The 17,491-nt window shown below is 37.9% G+C and carries 17 protein-coding genes; 11 read left to right on the top strand and 6 right to left on the bottom strand.

The annotated features are described in order from the left end of the window. Positions 1-42: 42 nt before the first annotated feature. Entirely contained in the window at positions 43-1,389 is a 1,347-nt protein-coding gene (astB, locus tag ACNSN3_RS16725; RefSeq protein ID WP_418609739.1) for an N-succinylarginine dihydrolase, read from the bottom strand. 348 nt (positions 1,390-1,737) lie between these two features. Beyond that, complete coding sequence (locus ACNSN3_RS16720) at positions 1,738-2,226, bottom strand: MarR family winged helix-turn-helix transcriptional regulator (protein ID WP_008468659.1); 489 nt, start codon at positions 2,224-2,226, stop codon at positions 1,738-1,740. A 129-nt stretch (positions 2,227-2,355) separates the two neighbouring features. Here ACNSN3_RS16720 and ACNSN3_RS16715 point away from each other — a divergent pair, with 129 nt between their 5' ends. From ACNSN3_RS16715 to ACNSN3_RS16695, 5 genes are all read left to right on the top strand, one after another. Then, positions 2,356-2,784 (top strand): organic hydroperoxide resistance protein, encoded by a 429-nt coding sequence (locus ACNSN3_RS16715; RefSeq protein ID WP_418609736.1) that lies wholly within the window; start codon positions 2,356-2,358, stop codon positions 2,782-2,784. 185 nt (positions 2,785-2,969) lie between these two features. Beyond that, positions 2,970-3,323, top strand: a complete 354-nt coding sequence (locus ACNSN3_RS16710; protein ID WP_008108943.1) for a metalloregulator ArsR/SmtB family transcription factor — start codon at positions 2,970-2,972, stop codon at positions 3,321-3,323. Between the two features lie 22 nt (positions 3,324-3,345). Continuing rightward, a complete protein-coding gene (locus ACNSN3_RS16705; RefSeq protein ID WP_418609734.1) occupies positions 3,346-4,359 on the top strand; it encodes an ArsJ-associated glyceraldehyde-3-phosphate dehydrogenase in 1,014 nt (337 codons plus the stop codon). A gap of 15 nt (positions 4,360-4,374) precedes the next feature. Next, positions 4,375-5,595, top strand: coding sequence for an organoarsenical effux MFS transporter ArsJ (gene arsJ, locus ACNSN3_RS16700; protein ID WP_418609731.1), 1,221 nt, complete (start codon positions 4,375-4,377; stop codon positions 5,593-5,595). Between the two features lie 111 nt (positions 5,596-5,706). Then, a complete protein-coding gene (locus ACNSN3_RS16695) occupies positions 5,707-7,824 on the top strand; it encodes a methyl-accepting chemotaxis protein (RefSeq protein ID WP_075170045.1) in 2,118 nt (705 codons plus the stop codon). A 64-nt stretch (positions 7,825-7,888) separates the two neighbouring features. On the opposite strand, the gene ACNSN3_RS16690 is transcribed toward ACNSN3_RS16695, so the two are convergent. Further along, positions 7,889-8,476 (bottom strand): TetR/AcrR family transcriptional regulator, encoded by a 588-nt coding sequence (locus ACNSN3_RS16690; protein WP_010389407.1) that lies wholly within the window; start codon positions 8,474-8,476, stop codon positions 7,889-7,891. Positions 8,477-8,588: 112 nt separating this feature from the next. On the opposite strand from ACNSN3_RS16690, the gene ACNSN3_RS16685 reads away from it, so the two are divergent. Next, on the top strand, positions 8,589-9,131 hold the full coding sequence (locus ACNSN3_RS16685; protein ID WP_418609728.1) for a carboxymuconolactone decarboxylase family protein: 543 nt from the start codon (positions 8,589-8,591) through the stop codon (positions 9,129-9,131). A gap of 75 nt (positions 9,132-9,206) precedes the next feature. Here the strand turns inward: ACNSN3_RS16685 and ACNSN3_RS16680 are convergent, their stop codons facing one another. Next, entirely contained in the window at positions 9,207-9,737 is a 531-nt protein-coding gene (locus ACNSN3_RS16680; RefSeq protein ID WP_075170044.1) for a hypothetical protein, read from the bottom strand. A gap of 48 nt (positions 9,738-9,785) precedes the next feature. Between ACNSN3_RS16680 and ACNSN3_RS16675 the strand changes: the two genes are divergently transcribed. Next, positions 9,786-10,145 (top strand): DUF1294 domain-containing protein, encoded by a 360-nt coding sequence (locus tag ACNSN3_RS16675; protein ID WP_418609726.1) that lies wholly within the window; start codon positions 9,786-9,788, stop codon positions 10,143-10,145. Positions 10,146-10,192: 47 nt separating this feature from the next. Here ACNSN3_RS16675 and ACNSN3_RS16670 read toward each other — a convergent pair whose 3' ends face one another. After that, positions 10,193-10,537 carry a PEGA domain-containing protein gene (locus ACNSN3_RS16670; protein ID WP_010389403.1) on the bottom strand — a complete coding sequence of 115 codons (345 nt, stop codon included), beginning with the start codon at positions 10,535-10,537 and terminating at the stop codon, positions 10,193-10,195. 178 nt (positions 10,538-10,715) lie between these two features. Further along, complete coding sequence (locus tag ACNSN3_RS16665; RefSeq protein WP_418609724.1) at positions 10,716-12,689, bottom strand: serine/threonine-protein kinase; 1,974 nt, start codon at positions 12,687-12,689, stop codon at positions 10,716-10,718. A 393-nt stretch (positions 12,690-13,082) separates the two neighbouring features. Here ACNSN3_RS16665 and tagH point away from each other — a divergent pair, with 393 nt between their 5' ends. The 4 genes from tagH to tssL are packed head-to-tail and all read left to right on the top strand — an operon-like array spanning position 13,083 to position 17,485. Next, positions 13,083-14,357, top strand: a complete 1,275-nt coding sequence (gene tagH, locus ACNSN3_RS16660) for a type VI secretion system-associated FHA domain protein TagH (RefSeq protein ID WP_418609722.1) — start codon at positions 13,083-13,085, stop codon at positions 14,355-14,357. A gap of 15 nt (positions 14,358-14,372) precedes the next feature. Then, a complete protein-coding gene (gene tssJ, locus ACNSN3_RS16655; protein WP_010389398.1) occupies positions 14,373-14,837 on the top strand; it encodes a type VI secretion system lipoprotein TssJ in 465 nt (154 codons plus the stop codon). 16 nt (positions 14,838-14,853) lie between these two features. Then, entirely contained in the window at positions 14,854-16,182 is a 1,329-nt protein-coding gene (tssK, locus tag ACNSN3_RS16650; protein ID WP_010389395.1) for a type VI secretion system baseplate subunit TssK, read from the top strand. A gap of 22 nt (positions 16,183-16,204) precedes the next feature. After that, positions 16,205-17,485, top strand: coding sequence for a type VI secretion system protein TssL, long form (gene tssL, locus ACNSN3_RS16645; protein ID WP_054201393.1), 1,281 nt, complete (start codon positions 16,205-16,207; stop codon positions 17,483-17,485). Positions 17,486-17,491 lie beyond the last annotated feature (6 nt).

Below are 17,491 nucleotides of genomic sequence, written 5' to 3'. Positions count from 1 at the left end.
AAGATTTAAATACTGTGTATCTTCCCCCTATAAAAAAAAAGCTTAGGCTTCTAATTGGAAGGGATAAACTGATCCCAAGCTCAGTAATTGTGTTAACTCATCAAGGGCTTGGTAGCTTTCGGTAAGTAAAGCAGGGTCTGCAAAGTCGTTGGCACCAAGCTTATCGCGGTAATGGCGCGTAGCCCAATCACATAATTGAATGTACTTTTGCTCATCTAAGATAACCTCTGGGTTTACTGCCGCTAATTCATGGTTATTAAGCGCTACGCGTAACCGTAAACAAGCAGGCCCGCCACCATTTTGCATACTTTGGCGCAAATCAAAAAACTGCACTTGATTTATGGGATTATCGGCAACAATTAGCTCTTCAATATACGCTTTTACAGCAGGGTTGCGCTGGCATTCTTGTGGGGCAACGAGCAGCATTGCATCGTCATTCATGCTAACCAGTTGGCTATTAAATAAATAACTACAGACGGCATCTTGAATACTCACTTTGCTGGTTGGCACCTCAATAATATAAAGCTGTTTGTTACCTACATAGGCTTCGCGGATATCGTCTAATGCTTGCGTTTGATTTAAAAACGCCTGTTGATGGCATAATAAAACATTGGCGTTACCCACTGCAATTACATCATTATGGAACACCCCTTGGTCAATCACATCAGGGTTTTGTTGTAATAGTATTTGGCTGGTATCTTTTATATTGTGCAATCGACAAATGGCTTCAGACGCTTCCAAAGTTTGCCTTGCAGGGAACTTAACGGGCTTAACAAGTTTACTGTTAAAGGCACTTGCACCAAATACAAATAACTCTAGACCTGTTTCACCATGGCTGTCGCACAGCCGAGTATGGTTTGCTGCGCCTTCATCGCCAAAAAAACCTTGCTCAGGCAAATGTGAATGGTGTGCAAAGTATTGTTCGTTATTAAACATCGCTTTGAGCAAACGTGTAGTGGTGTTTGGCTCTAAAGAGCGATGAAATTTATTATTTAGATTAGCCGCAGTGAAGTGTACCTTGCCGTCGTTAGTATCAGGTGAAGGCGATATGGTGGCTGCATTAGCGGTCCACATGGCAGAGGCAGAGTAACAGGCGCGCAATAAAATAGGATCAGCTTTAAAAGCTTTATTAATGACTTGCGCATCGTTGCCAGTAAATCCTAAACGGCGAAGTACATTTAAATCTGGGCGAGCATGAGGAGCAAAAACCCCTTGGGTTAAGCCTTTATCATGCATAGCTTTCATTTTAGCCAGGCCCTGCAATACAGCTTCTTGCGGATTTGAAAAACTCGCCGCGTTATTTAACGAAGCAACATTACCATACGACAAACCTGCGTAGTTGTGAGTAGGGCCGACTAAGCCGTCAAAATTAACTTCTAAAGCATGCATACACGTTCCACTAACCAATTAAATAGTCTTTTACAATACAACGCTATGAGGTAGCTTGCAAAGTCTGTTCAAAAATAGTTTAACGCGAATAGATACGCTCTTTTTCACTGGTGGTATGCGTATTTGTTGGCTCATTTACTTGCCACACTGTGATATCTAAGCGCCATAAAAAATAAAGAGTGTTGTATAAATTAGACATAACTTTTCCTTGGTGTTGCTAACGTCATTAAGAGAGAAGGAAGAAGTATGCCAATTGTTAATTGAATATTTTATGAATAATAATCAATAAGTTAATTTTTTATAACTAAACTATAAAAAAGCTTAAGCACCACATTGGATAAATTTACGCTAGGTTTGCACTAACTTGGGACTGTCTTTAGCATCGACACTTTCATCTTCAGTCTGGGTGCTTAAGTCGCTAACGATTAAATCGAGTAACTGCATTAATTGCTGTGCTTGGTTAGTGTCGATACTGTCAAATTTACAGAAAATTGTTTTTGGAATATCAGCAGCTTTAAGTTTTAAAGATTGACCCGTGTGAGTCAATTGCACCAAACGCTTACGCTTATCGTGTTCGTCCTTTATAACGTTAAGTAGTGACTTGCTGGTCATCTTTTTTAATATTTGAGTAAGCGCACCACCATCAATTGCGGTTTTATCGATTAGTTCGGCGATGGTTACTTCATCTTGTTCCCACAGCGCCATCATAACAACATACTGAGGATAGGTAAGGTTAAGCTCAGCTAGAGGTTCTCGATAGGCACGGGCTATGCTGTTGGACGCCATGTATAAACGATGGCATAGCTGATTTTTTAATTTTAACTGTTCAAACGACATCGTTTTATCCTCATTTCAATACAGAGTATTTTAGTTTGCATGCAAAGTATTTGCAATCAGAATTTAGTTGCTCTATTATTTTGCATGCAAAGTAACTAGTGTGAAAATTTTAAACCTTAGGAGTTCACTATGAATGTATTACAAAATGTAGCTTATACAGCAAAAGCAACGGCAACAGGCGGACGTGAAGGGGTAGCTAAATCAGATGATGGTCGTTTAGATGTTAACTTATCAACGCCTAAAGGGTTAGGTGGTGATGATGGTCAAGGCACTAATCCTGAGCAATTATTCGCAGCAGGGTATGCAGCGTGTTTTATTGGCGCACTTAAATTTGTAGCCGGTAGCGAAAAGATCGCATTATCAAGCGATACTTACATTAACTCTGAAGTGTCTATTGGTGCTATTGAAGGCGGTTTTGGTATTGCTGTAAAACTTGCTGTATCACTAGGTGATATGGACAAATCAGCGGCGCAAGAGCTGGTAAATAAAGCACATCAAGTATGCCCATACTCAAACGCAACACGCGGTAATATTGAGGTAGAACTTTCAGTTATTTAATTTACCTCTTTATATTGTTTATAAAAACACGCCATGAGTGATCATCGCGTGTTTTTTATTCGCAACTATATCTATAAATGAATTGAAAATAGATAAAACCAGTTATATTCGAAATTTCATATATTCACTATTCCATATGTTTGTTTTTTGTTTTATTGTATATGCATAAACTAAACGAGGACGCTATGGAACAACTCAACCCACTACAGTTTTATAAATGCTTAGCTGACGATACGCGCTTAAAAGCCATGCTGCTAATTAGCCATGAGCAAGAATTATGTGTATGCGAGCTTGTGGCTGCCCTTGAGCTTAGCCAGCCTAAAGTATCTCGTCATTTAGCCCAGCTTAGGCAATGTGGCTTATTGAGCGATCGTAAGCAAAATCAATGGGTGTATTACAGTATTAATAAAGCCCTACCAGAGTGGGCTGAAAATGTACTAGCACAAACCCGTAGCGCTAATATTGAATTTTATAACGATGATTTAAATCGACTCAATGCAATGGGTAACCGCCCTGAGCGTGCAGCAAACTGCTGTTAATTAACTTTTAAAGGTATTTATTATGACAATTAAAGTAGGGATTAATGGTTTTGGCCGTATGGGGCGCTTAACATTGCGTGCTGCACTTGATTGGCCTGAAATTGAATTTATTAAAATTAATGATGTTGCTGGCGATGCTAAAACGCATGCACATTTACTCGAATTTGATTCAGTACATGGGCGTTTGGCACACAATGTAACAGCATCAGTGCACAGCTTTATTGTAGGTAAACACACCATTGCTGTAACTAACAATAAAAACATTGATGATACTGATTGGTCAGATTGCGATGTAGTCATTGAAGCCAGCGGTGTGATGAAAACCACAGAATTATTAAATCAATACCTAGCTCAAGGTGTAAAACGTGTGGTGGTGACTGCACCGGTGAAAGAAGACGGTATTTTAAATGTAGTGATGGGCGTAAATGATGATTTATATAATCCTGATGAGCATAAAATTGTTACAGCGGCATCGTGTACAACAAACTGTTTAGCGCCAATTGTTAAGGTACTACAAGAAAAAGTGGGTATTAAACACGGCTCTATGACTACTATTCACGATATAACTAACACCCAAACTATTATTGATGCCCCACATAAAGACTTACGTCGAGCTCGCTCATGTGGTACCAGTTTAATTCCCACCACAACAGGCAGTGCTACGGCTATTACGCATATTTTCCCTGAGCTTAAAGGGAAACTTAATGGCCATGCTGTTCGTGTACCACTTACTAATGCATCAATTACCGACTGTGTATTTGAGCTTGAACACGGTGTTACGCAAGATGAAGTAAACGAGTGGTTTTATCAGGCTGCAGAGGGCACATTAAAAGGGATTTTAGGTTATGAAGAGAAGCCACTTGTGTCTATTGATTATAAAACCGATCCGCGTAGTTGTACTATTGACGCGCTTTCTACCATGGTGATTAATAAAACCCAGCTTAAATTATATGCTTGGTACGATAATGAGTGGGGATATGCAAACCGTACCGCCGAACTTATGCTAAAAGTAGCAAAAAGTGATGTAGTTAATTAGCCCAAGGTATTAACCATGTTTGCTCAACTTAGTGATTTACCTCAAGCGATAAAACAATATTTAATTATTACCGGTAATTATTGGGCGTTTACTTTAACCGATGGGGCGCTGAGAATGCTGGTGGTGCTGTATTTCCATCAGCTAGGATATGATGCACTTGCCATCGCTATGCTGTTTTTGTTTTATGAAGTGTTTGGGGTGATCACTAACTTAGTGGGGGGGTGGCTTGGCGCGCATTTAGGCTTAAATAAAACCATGAATATTGGCTTAGGCATACAGCTTGTTGCCTTAGCTATGTTATGTGTACCTAGTGATTGGCTGGGCGTTTTTTACGTTATGGCTGCACAAGCGCTCAGTGGTATTGCCAAAGATTTGAATAAAATGAGTGCTAAAAGCGCAATTAAGTATTTAGTGCCTGATGACGAAACAGGGCAAAGTAAACTATATAAATGGATTGCGTTACTAACCGGTTCAAAGAATGCGCTCAAAGGCATAGGCTTTTTTTTAGGTGGATTACTATTAACTTTAGTGGGCTTTAAAGGCGCATTATTTGTCCTGATTGCTTTATTAGGCGTTGCTTGGTTGGTTAGCCTAATTTACTTAAAAGGTGATATGGGTAAAGCCAAAAATAAGCCTAAATTTAAGGAGTTATTTTCAAAATCCAGAGCAATTAATTTACTCAGTGCTGCGCGATTATGTTTATTTGCGGCACGTGATGTATGGTTTGTAGTTGCGCTGCCTGTTTATTTAGCCGCACAGTTTAATTGGGATCATTGGTGGGTAAGTGGCTTTATGGCGCTATGGGTTATAGCTTATGGAATTGTGCAATCACAAGCACCTAAAGTAACAGGAAGTTCGGCCGATAGAGTAGATATTATCGAAAAAGCCTCTTGGTGGGCGGTCGCACTGACTGCTGTTATGTTTATATTAGCAGCCTTAATACAACTTGATATTGCAGTAAGTTTTACCTTAATAATAGGTTTATTGGTTTTTGGCGCTACATTTGCAATCAATTCTTCTTTGCATAGCTATCTTATTGTTAACCTTGCTAAAAGCGATGCAGTATCACTTGATGTGGGCTTTTATTACATGGCTAATGCAACCGGTCGACTGGTTGGGACAGTATTCTCAGGATTAGTGTATAAACTATATGGATTACAAGCTTGCTTGTGGGTAAGTGTTAGCTTGCTTTTTGTTGTTGTGTTAGTGACTCAGCGACTAAATAAGCAAAGTTAAATGGTCGTTGGTTATGAGATTCAGTTATCCATATTATTTTAAAATAATTAATAATATGTTGTTTAATTTGGTCTAAACTAAAAATAAATAAGTAAAGCAAGGTAGTTATAAATGCGGGAAATAGCGTTAGCAAAAAAGTTATTATGGATAAGCGTCGGAAGTATACTTTTAACGGTAGTACTATTTTCAGGCATACTTTGGTCTAAACTCTCATCGAGTAATGCCAACACTTCTGCAGAAGCTGAGACTCTAATTGTTAATGAGGTGGATGGGCGATTAACAGCAAATGCAGCCGCCTATGGTGAAAAAATTGCCGCCTTTATTAATGAAGCTTACCGAATACCTTTTTCACTTGGTAGTATTTTAGAAGATGCCGATAAAGCCTCAATAAAGCGTGATTCAGTTGTTTCTTTAAATCGTTCAATATTAGAAAGTAATGATGTTATTTCCTCTATTTATTCACAGTTTGAAAAAAATGGTTTTGATGGTAAAGATAGTGAATTTACTCAAGGCTACAATCACTCTGTTGCTGGTGCTGGAACATTAGAAATTTATTTCACTAAAAATAGCAATGGTTTGGTTGAGCAACAGGTTGTGGAAGACGCGGAAGAAAAATACGCGGATAAAATAAACGAATTTGGTTTACGTGAGGCAGAGTGGTACTTGTGTGCTAAAGACAAGCTAAAACCATGCATTATGGAACCCTACTTGTATGAGATTACACCGGGTTACTCAGAAATGATGACCTCACTTGTTGTCCCTGTTATTAAATCAGGCAAGTTTGTAGGCGTTACAGGGGCGGATATAACTTTACCTGTATTTCAAAAACTAACAGAAGAGCTTTCAAAGGCGCTTTACGATGGTAAAGCAAAAGTAACGTTACTTAGTCATTTGGGTTTAATTGTTGGTACAAGTCATTACAAAGAAAAATTAGGCCGTCCACTAAAAGAAGCTGTTAGCGCTAAAAGTTATGAGAGTTACAAAGCACTAAAAGGCACTAAAGGAATAAACAAACAGGGCGCTGAAATAATGGTGTCTTACCCGATTGAAATTAAGCTTGCTGATGTGAAATGGATGCTGCTAATTGAAGTACCCGCTGAACTTGCCTTTGAAGGACCTATTCAATTAACTGCTGGCATGTCTGAGGCTGCAAAAGAGCTGGGTGTGATTATTTTGATCACGGGGACTGTAATTGCGGTATTGGCATTTATAGTAATGAAGCTTGTAGTAGGCAGTGTTGTGGCTCCTCTTAAACAAATTCAGGAGCGGGTTGATAACTTAGCAAGCTCTGAAGGTGATTTAACACAAACTCTGCATGTTGATACTCACGCTGAGCTTATAGCTCTGGCTGGAGGATTTAATAAGTTTCTATCAAAACTTCGTGAATTGATCAGTGAGCTTAAAGCGGTCTCAGATCAAACCAAGCACCAAGGTGAAGTTACCTCAAATATTGCGGTAGAAACCAAGCATAATGTGCAAGCACAGTTTAAAGAAATTGAAAGTGTGGTTACTGCAATGAACGAAATGAGCGCGACAGCACTTGAAGTGGCAAAAGCTTCAGAGCAGTCGGCGCAACAAGCTGATGAAATTAACACCTTAGTGGTTAGTAGCGAATCGAGCTTATCATCGGCTATGTCGCAAGTTAAAACCATGTCTGAAGAAATTAAAGAAGCTAATCAGGCAGTAGAAAAAGTAGCATCGCGTAGTAATGATATTACTCAAATACTTGATGTGATCCGAACTATCTCTGAGCAAACTAACTTACTAGCACTAAACGCAGCTATTGAGGCTGCACGAGCTGGGGATCACGGACGTGGTTTTGCCGTTGTTGCTGATGAGGTTAGAGCTTTAGCATCTAAAACGCGCTCATCAACCGATGACATTAGTAGTTTAATCGATAGCTTACTTTCAGAAGTGGGTAATGCATCAACTGTTATCGAAAAAGGTGTAGTACGCGCCGAAACTGCAGTAGATGAAACCTCAACAGCTTTTGATGCACTGCACAGTGTGGTTGTGAAAGTAGATGAAATAACCAATCAAATTACCCATATTGCAACGGCTGCTGAAGAGCAAAGCTTAGTCACCGAAGAAATAAATCGCAACTTGACGATAATTTCTGATGCTGCTTCACAGCTTTCTGATTTATCTGCTCAAGCAGGCGATAGCAGCGAAGAGTTAAATAAACTAGTTGCGCAGCAAGACTCTGAGCTTAATAAATTAAAAACCTAGACGTCGAACTTTGGTTTTAAATTAAAAAGGCAGCTAACTTTATTAGCTGCCTTTTTATTTTAAGCTAAAGACTCTTCATGAGTGAAAACATGTTTTCGATCATTGGTTTGGCCAACTTTTCTACATTTGGTCGATTAAAATAACTACGTAAGCCAGTAAATTGTATTTGGAAAAAACGAGCATAATCTATAGCCGAGGTATTTCCACTGAGCTCTTTATTAGCTATAGCGTTTGTAAATAGTTCAGTAAGGTAATGTTCAAAGTCTATCATCAGCTCTACGCTGATTTGATAAAGATAGCTGTCTTTATCAACAAACTCATTATTTGCCTTAACTAACATGCAGATAGAACTTGGAGTATGACTTTGTGAAGAAATAACAACATATTCTACAAAGTCTTGCAGTGCTTCAAGAATACTGCTGCATGATACTAAACGTTCATCTATTAAGCTTTGCATTTGTTTGGCATAATTTTTTATCGCTTCACAATATAAACCTTCCTTAGAGCCAAATGCCGCATAAATGCTGCCTGGACGCATATTAATTGCATCTTGTAAATCGCGGGTAGATGTAGCATGAAAGCCCTTCTCCCAGAATAATTGACTAGCGGCATAAACAACTTGCTCGCGTTCAAATTTAACTTTATTGGCCATGATAGTTTCTATTAAATTGAGCAATTGTTCAATTTTAACTTGAGCGATCGCTCAAAATCAAATAGTATGTGTCTCGATGTTACTTAAAACTATTTTTTAATTGGAGTTAGTGATGGCCGAATTTACCTTATACACACAAGAAAATGCATCAGAAGAAGCACAACCTCTATTGGCAGACTCTATTGCTGCTTTTGGTATGTTACCCAACCTTCATGCTGTAATGGCTGAGGCGCCAACCTTACTTAAAGGCTACCAAGTACTGCATGAGCTATTTCAAAAAACATCATTCAATGCAAAAGAATTAACCGTTGTTTGGCAGTCAATTAATGTTGAACATGCGTGTCATTATTGCGTACCAGCACATAGCGCAATTGCCGCTTCAATGAGAGTTGATCAAGGTATTGTTGATGCGCTAGTTAATAAAACGCCACTGGAGGATGTAAAACTTGAAGTTCTTCGTGAAACAACCCTTGAGATGACACGCGAACGAGGTGTGCTAAGCCAGTCACAGCAGGATAAGTTTTTTGCCGCTGGCTATACAAAGCAACAGCTTTTAGAAATTGTATTGGGTCTTGCGCAAAAGGTGATGAGTAATTACACCAATCATCTTGCAGATACGCCAGTGGATGATGCGTTTAAGAAATTTGTAAAATGATAGGTTAGCCGCTATTTAGCCATTAAGTTATATCGATTTAATGGCTAAATAATTTTTATATAAAGATGAAGCTGTTTATTTAAATTTAACGTCTTTATTACTGCGATAGTAAGTGCGAACTTCCGGTTTAGTCCATTCACCTTTTTTTAAATAAGAAGTAGACACAACAAACTGTTGGTCTTTAAATTCACTGGTTGATTTCACTTTAGTGATCCCTTCTTGGCTACCAGTGACATCTTCATAGGCCACAAATTGTGTTGGGCTCAGTACTTTCATGACGCCTTTAGTATAAAAGCCAGCTGTTGTGAAATAATAGAAAACAAGTGACTGTTTTTTACGATCATAGAAAATCATTGATTCCCCTCCATACTCACCCTCATTAATAGAGTGTGTAGTACGAATGGCTTTACCATTAAGTACGCGCTGCCATTTACTCACATCTTGAATACTTGGCTCACCTTTTTCGGTGTTAAAATCAGCTTGCCAAGTGCCTAAGTAGGGCGTGAAAATCGCAAGTTCTGGTGCTAGTGACTCTGTTTTATTATTCGCTAGAGTGCTAAATATAGATAGCGATAACAGCAGCATCGCGGCCTTTAAATATGTCATAATTAACCCGAGTGTTTATTTATTATTCTTATTATAGGCGATTATTTTTTGATAAAAAGTACCTTAATTATATTTTCGAGCGTGTTTATAGCTGTATTATGGTTTGCTTATTTAAATCATAAAATTGAGATGTTCGTACCGATATATATTTCACTACTCAGTGGTATTACATTTTTCTATTATGCGTGGGACAAACGAAAATCAGTGCAGTCGAATCGCAGGCAAGTAAGTCGTATACCTGAGCGACATTTACATCTCTGTGCTCTATTGGGAGGATGGCCTGGTGCACTTATAGCGCAGCAGACTTTAAGGCATAAGTCACAAAAGCGTGTATTTATAGTGATATTGTGGCTGTGTATAGCGGTGAATTTAAGCTTGGGTAGCTATGCATGGTATGTTTATTATTAATGTTTAATGCCTTTATTCATTAAAGGCATTTCACTTTCTTAAACAGTCTATTGCGCTGATTGGCTTAACTGTTTTTCATCGAGCTCTATAGTTAAAATGGTTTTTTTATCAACCGTTACCCATTTTCTATAAGTTACATAGCCCGCTTTACTTACTTCAATATCATATTTACCTGCATCTAGTTCAATTGCATCTTGATATACAGGCACTATATTCATTATCCGTACTCTAGAATCAGCTGGGTTAGTAATAACCGTAAGTGATATTGGTGCACTTTCTTCGCTCACTTGAGGGGTTGGCTCAATAACGACATCTTCAGTTTTGCTGGTTTTAGATGTTGCTGAACAGCCTGAGAGTATGAGGGCTGCAGCTAGTAAGCTTAAATTCTTCATAGGTACTCCATTAATTATAAAAACTCTAAATATGTAAAATCTTGGCGGAGTGTATGATGATATGAATGCACTCGTCGTCCTTGACTTTGTTATCTGTATTTTGATTTTAGTCTAATAGCTATGTAATCGTTATTCAATCACCACTGTGCTATTTTTGAGCAATAAATATATACTCTTTTTAAAGCATATTATCTAAAGACTGAGTAATCGCTTCACTTTTTTCAACTAAGCGCTCAGCAGCTTTATACATTCTTTTTTTCATTAAATCGTTAGCTGTGCTGATGTAACGTCTCGATAATTCTTTTCTCAACGAGACTAAAAGTGAGAAGTCATTCGGTAATGCTGTTGATTCAGACTTAATAAACTCTTCAAACTCCATTAACGCTTTATGATCTTCTATTGTTTCTAATTGAGCCGAGAAACGTTGAAACTTAGGACCATAAAACACCACTGCATCGGCACGCGGAAAGTCGGCTTGTTCGCCTAAATTAACCTTTTGCTGATACGCAGTTAATGCATTAATAGCAGACTCTCGCTGCATTAAATTTGCTAGTAACTCATCCGCTTTTTTGTTGTTTGTAAAAACGATTTTACCCACGTTTAAGAGAACTTTTTGGGTGATCACATCGTCACTTTCTATAGCGGTATTTAACGCAACAGTGAAATTATCAAGGTGAAGATCTGTTGGCTGATAACGGTAAGTTTTATCAACTTCTTTTAAGTCTGAAACTAAGTGAGCAATACTATTGGGCTGCTCTTCGTTATAACGCGACTGTTCAAGTAATAAATCGATTCTGGCTGTAATATCAAAAATAATTGATTGGCGTTCTCTAAGTACACTTTCTAATTGCATCGATAGTTTTTCTGAATCAGGGTAATAATCTAATGCGTCAGAGTAGACGGCTATGATTTTATCGAAATCTTTAAATTTACGACCTGCAATATTATTAAACTGATTAGCTTCATCATTAAAGCTCTCTAATATGCTTTGCTGGTTTGATCTTAGTAACCCTTGTTTAAGCACTTCATATTGTGGTGGAATTTGTTCAAGTTTGTTTAAAATAGTTGGCCCCTGCCAAGACATCCACGCTTCTACTTGTTGGTTAATCGCTTTGGCATTATCGAGTTGTGCCTGTAATTGTTTTGTATTATCTGAGCTTGAGTAATAATTTTGCGCAATTAAACCAATAATGGCGATACTGGCGACGCTTGCAAAAATGGCTGGCTTTAAGTTTGTTGTGAGACTTTTTAAAATGGGCTCTAATGATTCAAGCCTTTGATTCGCATTTAAAACTAATGCTTTATTTAAATTGTTCCACAAAAGAATAGGGCAGTTACTTGGTTTTTTCACTGTTGTATTTTTAGGTACTTTGTCTGCAGCAACACGGTTAAATGGATGTTTACTACTGAGTAGTTCATAGGCAATACAGGCAAAAGAAAAAACATCGTCTTTTACTGATGCTTCACTACCCTTTAATTGCTCAGGACTTGCATATGTTGGGGTGTAGCCGCCAATAGTTGCCAGTTCACTGTCATTTTTTACAGCGTATTGATCGTCTAAGCTTTTGTGTTTGGCAATACCAAAGTCAAGCACCTTAAGGTTGCCGTTAGAGTCAAAAATAATATTTGAGGGCTTAAGGTCGTTATGAATTACGCCTCGCGAGTGGGCATAAATTAGCGCATTGGTTAATTGCTCTAAAATAATTTTTGCTTTTTTAAACGCTAAACCTGAGGGTTTATTACGTTTAATAATTTGTTCCAGTGTTTCCCCTTCAATTAACTCCATAGTGACATAATATAAATCGCCATCAGAATCTGCTGAGTACACTTTTACAATACTTGGGTGGGAAAGTTGCTGTGTTTTTGCTGTTTCATCTTTTAGTAATGAAATAGCTTCTTCAGAGCTTGAAAATTCTTCCTGAAGTACTTTAATTGCTACTGTGGCTTCTGAGCGATTACTGCTTTCTAAAAAAGTATCGCGCGCCCGATAAATGTAGCACATACCGCCTTGGCCAATCAGCTCTTCAATTAAGTAGCGGCCAGATATTTTTTTGCCAAGTAGGTTTTGCTTGCGAATGTTTGACGTTTTTTTTGTGTTTGAGTCTAGGGAAGCAATCTGAGTTTTATCGTTGTGATCATTAGTACTACTCATAAAAAATCCTTTTATTGTGTTAAGTTAAATAATTACAAAGGTAAATATTCTCTGCTTATCTATCAATTTTCCCTCTGATATGAGTATGTATTTTACAAAAATATACAATTATAGCAATGCCTGAGTGACATATTGTTGTTGGTAAATTTCCCTTACTATATATTGAAAAAGTCGGTTTAAAGCTAGAAGGGGTCTCTAAACAGGCTGTTTTTGGCCTAGTTATAAAGCATTACGGTAAAATCTTTCATCGCTGTGTAATGTGTTTATCAAACATCTTGTTTTAGAGACAAAATCAAGAGCGCAATATTTTCTTGTGTTAATTTCAATGTTGACAATAGTTTCGCTTCTACTTTATCCTGTTCACAATAACGATATAAGGGACTGACTTATCAAATGGAACTGATACTAAACATCACTAGTTATCACAGACTTTCGCCTGAAATAGAAGCCACTAAAACTGTAACAGATTCATTAACTTTTGGTCGCTCTGAAGCGTGCGATTGGCATTTACCCGATCCCGAAAAAATAATCTCAAGTAAACACGGTATAATAGAAAAAGAAGGTGACTCTTTTTACGTATACGATAATTCAACTAATGGATTATTTATTAACTTTGCTGTAGCGCCGCTTGGTCAAGGCAACAAACAACGTTTGTCAGACAGTGACGTATTAACCATCGGCGATTTTCAAGTCAATGTTGTGCTAACATCAGATCAACAAGCTGATGTGAGTAGTTCTGCTCCAAGTCATTTTCAATCAGTAGATACTTTCGCTACGCAAAACTCTCAACCGGCTGAGCAGTCTATACCTTCATTCGATGACTCGATTATGAATGAGTCGATGCCTGAGATATCAGTGACTGCGCAACAAACAACAGATAATCATATTCCTGAAGACTGGGATGAATTAACGCGCCTTATGAATACCGATGACTTTGACATTGGCAATAATGTTAGCAATTCATCAGCACCTGTTGATACTCCTGCGCCTGCGCCTATTCAAGAACCTCCTCGTTCAAATAGCCACGCTAATGAGCACAAACCTGACAAACAGTCTGCACCAATAAAGAGCGTAGTTCAAAATGACAAGGCGTTATCTGATGCGTTTTTAAAAGGGTTAGGGATTAAAGATGAGCTTAAAAATTCGTTAGATAATGAAAAACTGTGGTTTGAAATGGGCCAAGGGCTTAATTTATTACTCACTGAGCTTATGGAATCTTTACGTCAACGCGCGATTGTAAAAAACAAATTAAGATTGAATCATACGATGTTTCAGGCTGAACAAAACAATCCATTAAAATTTTCTGCCAATATTGATGACGTTATTCAGAACTTGTTCATAAAAAATAGTGCAAGCTTTCTGTCTTCGAATGAATCTATTAAAGAAAGCTTTATAGACACACGTAAGCATGAGCATGCTTTACTCGCTGGTGCAGATGGTGTGTTAAAAGGGATGTTATCGCAGGTTTCTCCCATGCAAATTAATCAACAGGCAAACGATAATTCTAACGTGTTAAAAATTATCCCTGGTCAAATAGAGTCTAAATGCTGGAAGTTATATCAAAGTTTATATGATGATATTTCTCAGGAAGTGAACACTAAAGGCGCCATGGCAATGTCTGATGATTTTTTAAAGGCATATAACGATCGAATCAAAGAAACGCACTAGAAAGGAAAGTAAATAATGTACAAAGTTAAGCTCTACTTATTGAGTTTTAGTTTACTATTTTTGGTTATGGGATGTACTACGATGAATAAAATCGTACCTCCTTCTACCGATCTGATCATTAATGTATCTAAAAATGTTAATCCAGATACGTCAGAACGTCCTTCTCCAGTGGTAATGAAAATTTTTGAGCTTAGCTCAAGAACTATTTTTGACACGCAGGACTTTTTTAGCTTGTACGACACACCAGAAAAAATCCTCGGACCTGACTTATTAAAAAAAGATGAATTAGAACTTCAGCCTGACTCAATACAACAATATAAAATGAGCCTTAATCGTAATACTCGTTACGTTGGGGTTGTTGTTGCTTATAGAAATATAGATCAAGCAAGGTGGAGAGCGGTTATAGAAGTTGACCCTACCGGCTATGACGATATCAATGTTAATGTAGAAGCAATTGCGACATACATGAGAGAGCAATAAAAAAGGATTTTTAAAAATGGGTGATAACACTCGTGTTGCTTGGACTGAAGGAATGTTTTTAAGACCTCAGCACTTTCAACAAGCAGATAAATATATTTCTAATGTTATCAAGCAAGTATGCAGTGGCAATCTTGCTGATCCGTGGGGAATAATCGATATAAGTATTGATAATGAATTGCTTAACAGCGGGCAGTTTGCTGTAGACGCATTATCAGCAATCACTCCAGATTTATTACCAATAGATATGCCTCAATCAACATCATTACCTGAACCGCTAGTGGTTAATAAAGATGTTTTTGATGAGATTGTTTATCTTGCTATCCCTGCGCTAAAAAATAGCGGGATTAATATATCTTCAGCCGACGATAACACCGTTACTCGGTATAAGCTCAATGACTTGTCAGTGAGTGATGATTTATTAGGGGCACAATCTCAGGAAATTATTCAAGTTGCGAAAGTGTATAGCAAATTGATGCTGTCTTCTGATGATCATTCAGGCTATATCGTATTACCTTTAGCTAGAATTATAGATGTGAGTAGTGAAGGGCAAATAAAGTTAGATGCTAAGTATATTCCTCCTTCTTTAAAAGTAGGGCAATGTAAACCTTTATCAGGGCTGGTCAGAGAAATTGGCTCAATGATTAAGCAGCGCGCTGAAAGTATAGCCGCTAGGCTCAGTCAAGGCTATGCAGGGAGTACCTCAGTTGCAGATTTTATCATGCTGCAAACACTAAATAAGTATGATGCGATATTTAATAACTTGCTTAGTGTCAATAGCTTACACCCTAATGTGTTTTATAGTCGTTTAATTGAGCTTGCGGGCGAGTTGTCAACTTTCAGCACAGCTAATAAGAGGGTACCTAAATTACCTAATTATGATCATACTAATTTAGGACAGGTATTTAATGAAGTGGTTAACTTTTTATACCAATCGTTAAGCCATGTTATTGAGCAAACAGCAACTGAAATTAAACTTGAGCAAAGTAAATTTGGTATTTCTTTTGGTGCGTTAAAAGACAAGTCAATTCTCAATTCAGCTCAATTTGTTTTAGCAATCAAAGCAAGTGTGCCACATGAAGAATTAAGAAAAATTCTGCCTTCGCAAATAAAAATTGGCAGTGTAGAAACTATTCGAGATCTGGTAAATAACCAAATTCCAGGTATTACGATTAGCAATTTACCAACAGCACCAAGACAAATTCCTTATCATGCTGGTTTTCATTATTTTGAATTAAATAGGCATGGTGAACATTGGGATAAATTACGTTCCAGCGGGGGAATTGCTATTCACCTATCAGGAAATTACCCAGAGCTACAACTAAGCCTTTGGGCGATAAGAACTTAACTTTTTAAAAGGAAGAGTTTCAATGGACGAAACCATTATCAAACCTCGCCCAGGTCGATTAGGGCGAAATACGCCAAGTAGTAATCCGGCACAAAATGATGCTGATAAAACAGTGATGTCGGTCGAGCCACCTTCTTCAAAGCCATTAGGTAGTAACAAAGTATCGATATTTAAAAATCCTTTGTTAGAAGCAGCAACCGATTGTTTTTCTCTTGTAATTTCAATTAATCAATCGCTTGAAATGAGCAACCTCGCAGCGCTTAAACATCGTTGTGTTGAGGCAATCAAACGATTTGAAGTGGAAGTTCGCAATCAGCACTTATCAAAAGAAGTGATCAATAATTCGCGCTATTGTTTGTGTGCCATTCTTGATGAGTCTGTATTGAACTCAAAGTGGAGTTCAATGGAATGGGCAGATGAAAGTCTACTTTCTACTTTTCATAAAGAAACATTTGGCGGTGAATATTTTTATACGTTACTTGATTCAGGCTTAGGTCAACCAGAAAGAAATCAACAGTTTTTAGAGTTGCAATATCACTGCTTAAATTTAGGGTTTAAAGGTAAATATCGCCTAGGTGCCGGTGGTGATACAAAAATCGAAGAATATCGTTCACAACTTTATCATTTATTAAACCAACTTAATGGGCCAATTAACAACAAGCTGTCTCCAAACTGGAAGCAAAGAGTAGCAGCCGGTGTTGAACTGAGAAATCAAGTTCCGCTATGGGTCATATTTTCTGTATTGGGGCTAATATTATTGATGATCTATTTATCAATAAATATGAAACTAAATAATGATGTTGTTGCGATTAATGAAAAGCTAGCTGGTATTCACCCCTTAGCAGTCAACCAGACGGTTGATAAAAAAGATCAGCAATTACGTGTCCTTGAACAGTTGTTGCAAACAGAAATTAAAATGGGGATTGTTGCCGTTGCTAAAACCTCCGATGGGATCCGCATTACAATCAACAGTGAAAACTTGTTTAAGCAAGGAGACGCGCAACTTCTCCCTTCATTCCAGCCTATTTTAGAAAAGTTAGCGTTAAGCCTAGAAGGAACTAAAGGGCGAGTCCTCATAACAGGTCATACAGATGATTTACCAATTAGTACTGATACGTACCCTTCTAATTGGCATCTATCTTTAGCCAGAGCAACACAAGTTGCTAATTTAATGGCTAAAAGCACCAACTTGAGCGGTCGTCTATGGCCAGAAGGAAAGGGCGCAGCAGAGCCTATCGCCAGCAATTCAGATTCAGCTTCTCGGTCGTTAAACCGCAGAATTGAAATCGATCTATTATTTTAATGAGGC

It is taken from the genome of Pseudoalteromonas sp. US3C1004 (assembly GCF_048401065.1).
Classification (GTDB): domain Bacteria; phylum Pseudomonadota; class Gammaproteobacteria; order Enterobacterales; family Alteromonadaceae; genus Pseudoalteromonas; species Pseudoalteromonas undina.
Note: the sequence above shows the minus strand (reverse complement) of the source record. Positions and strands in the feature narration are given on the sequence as shown.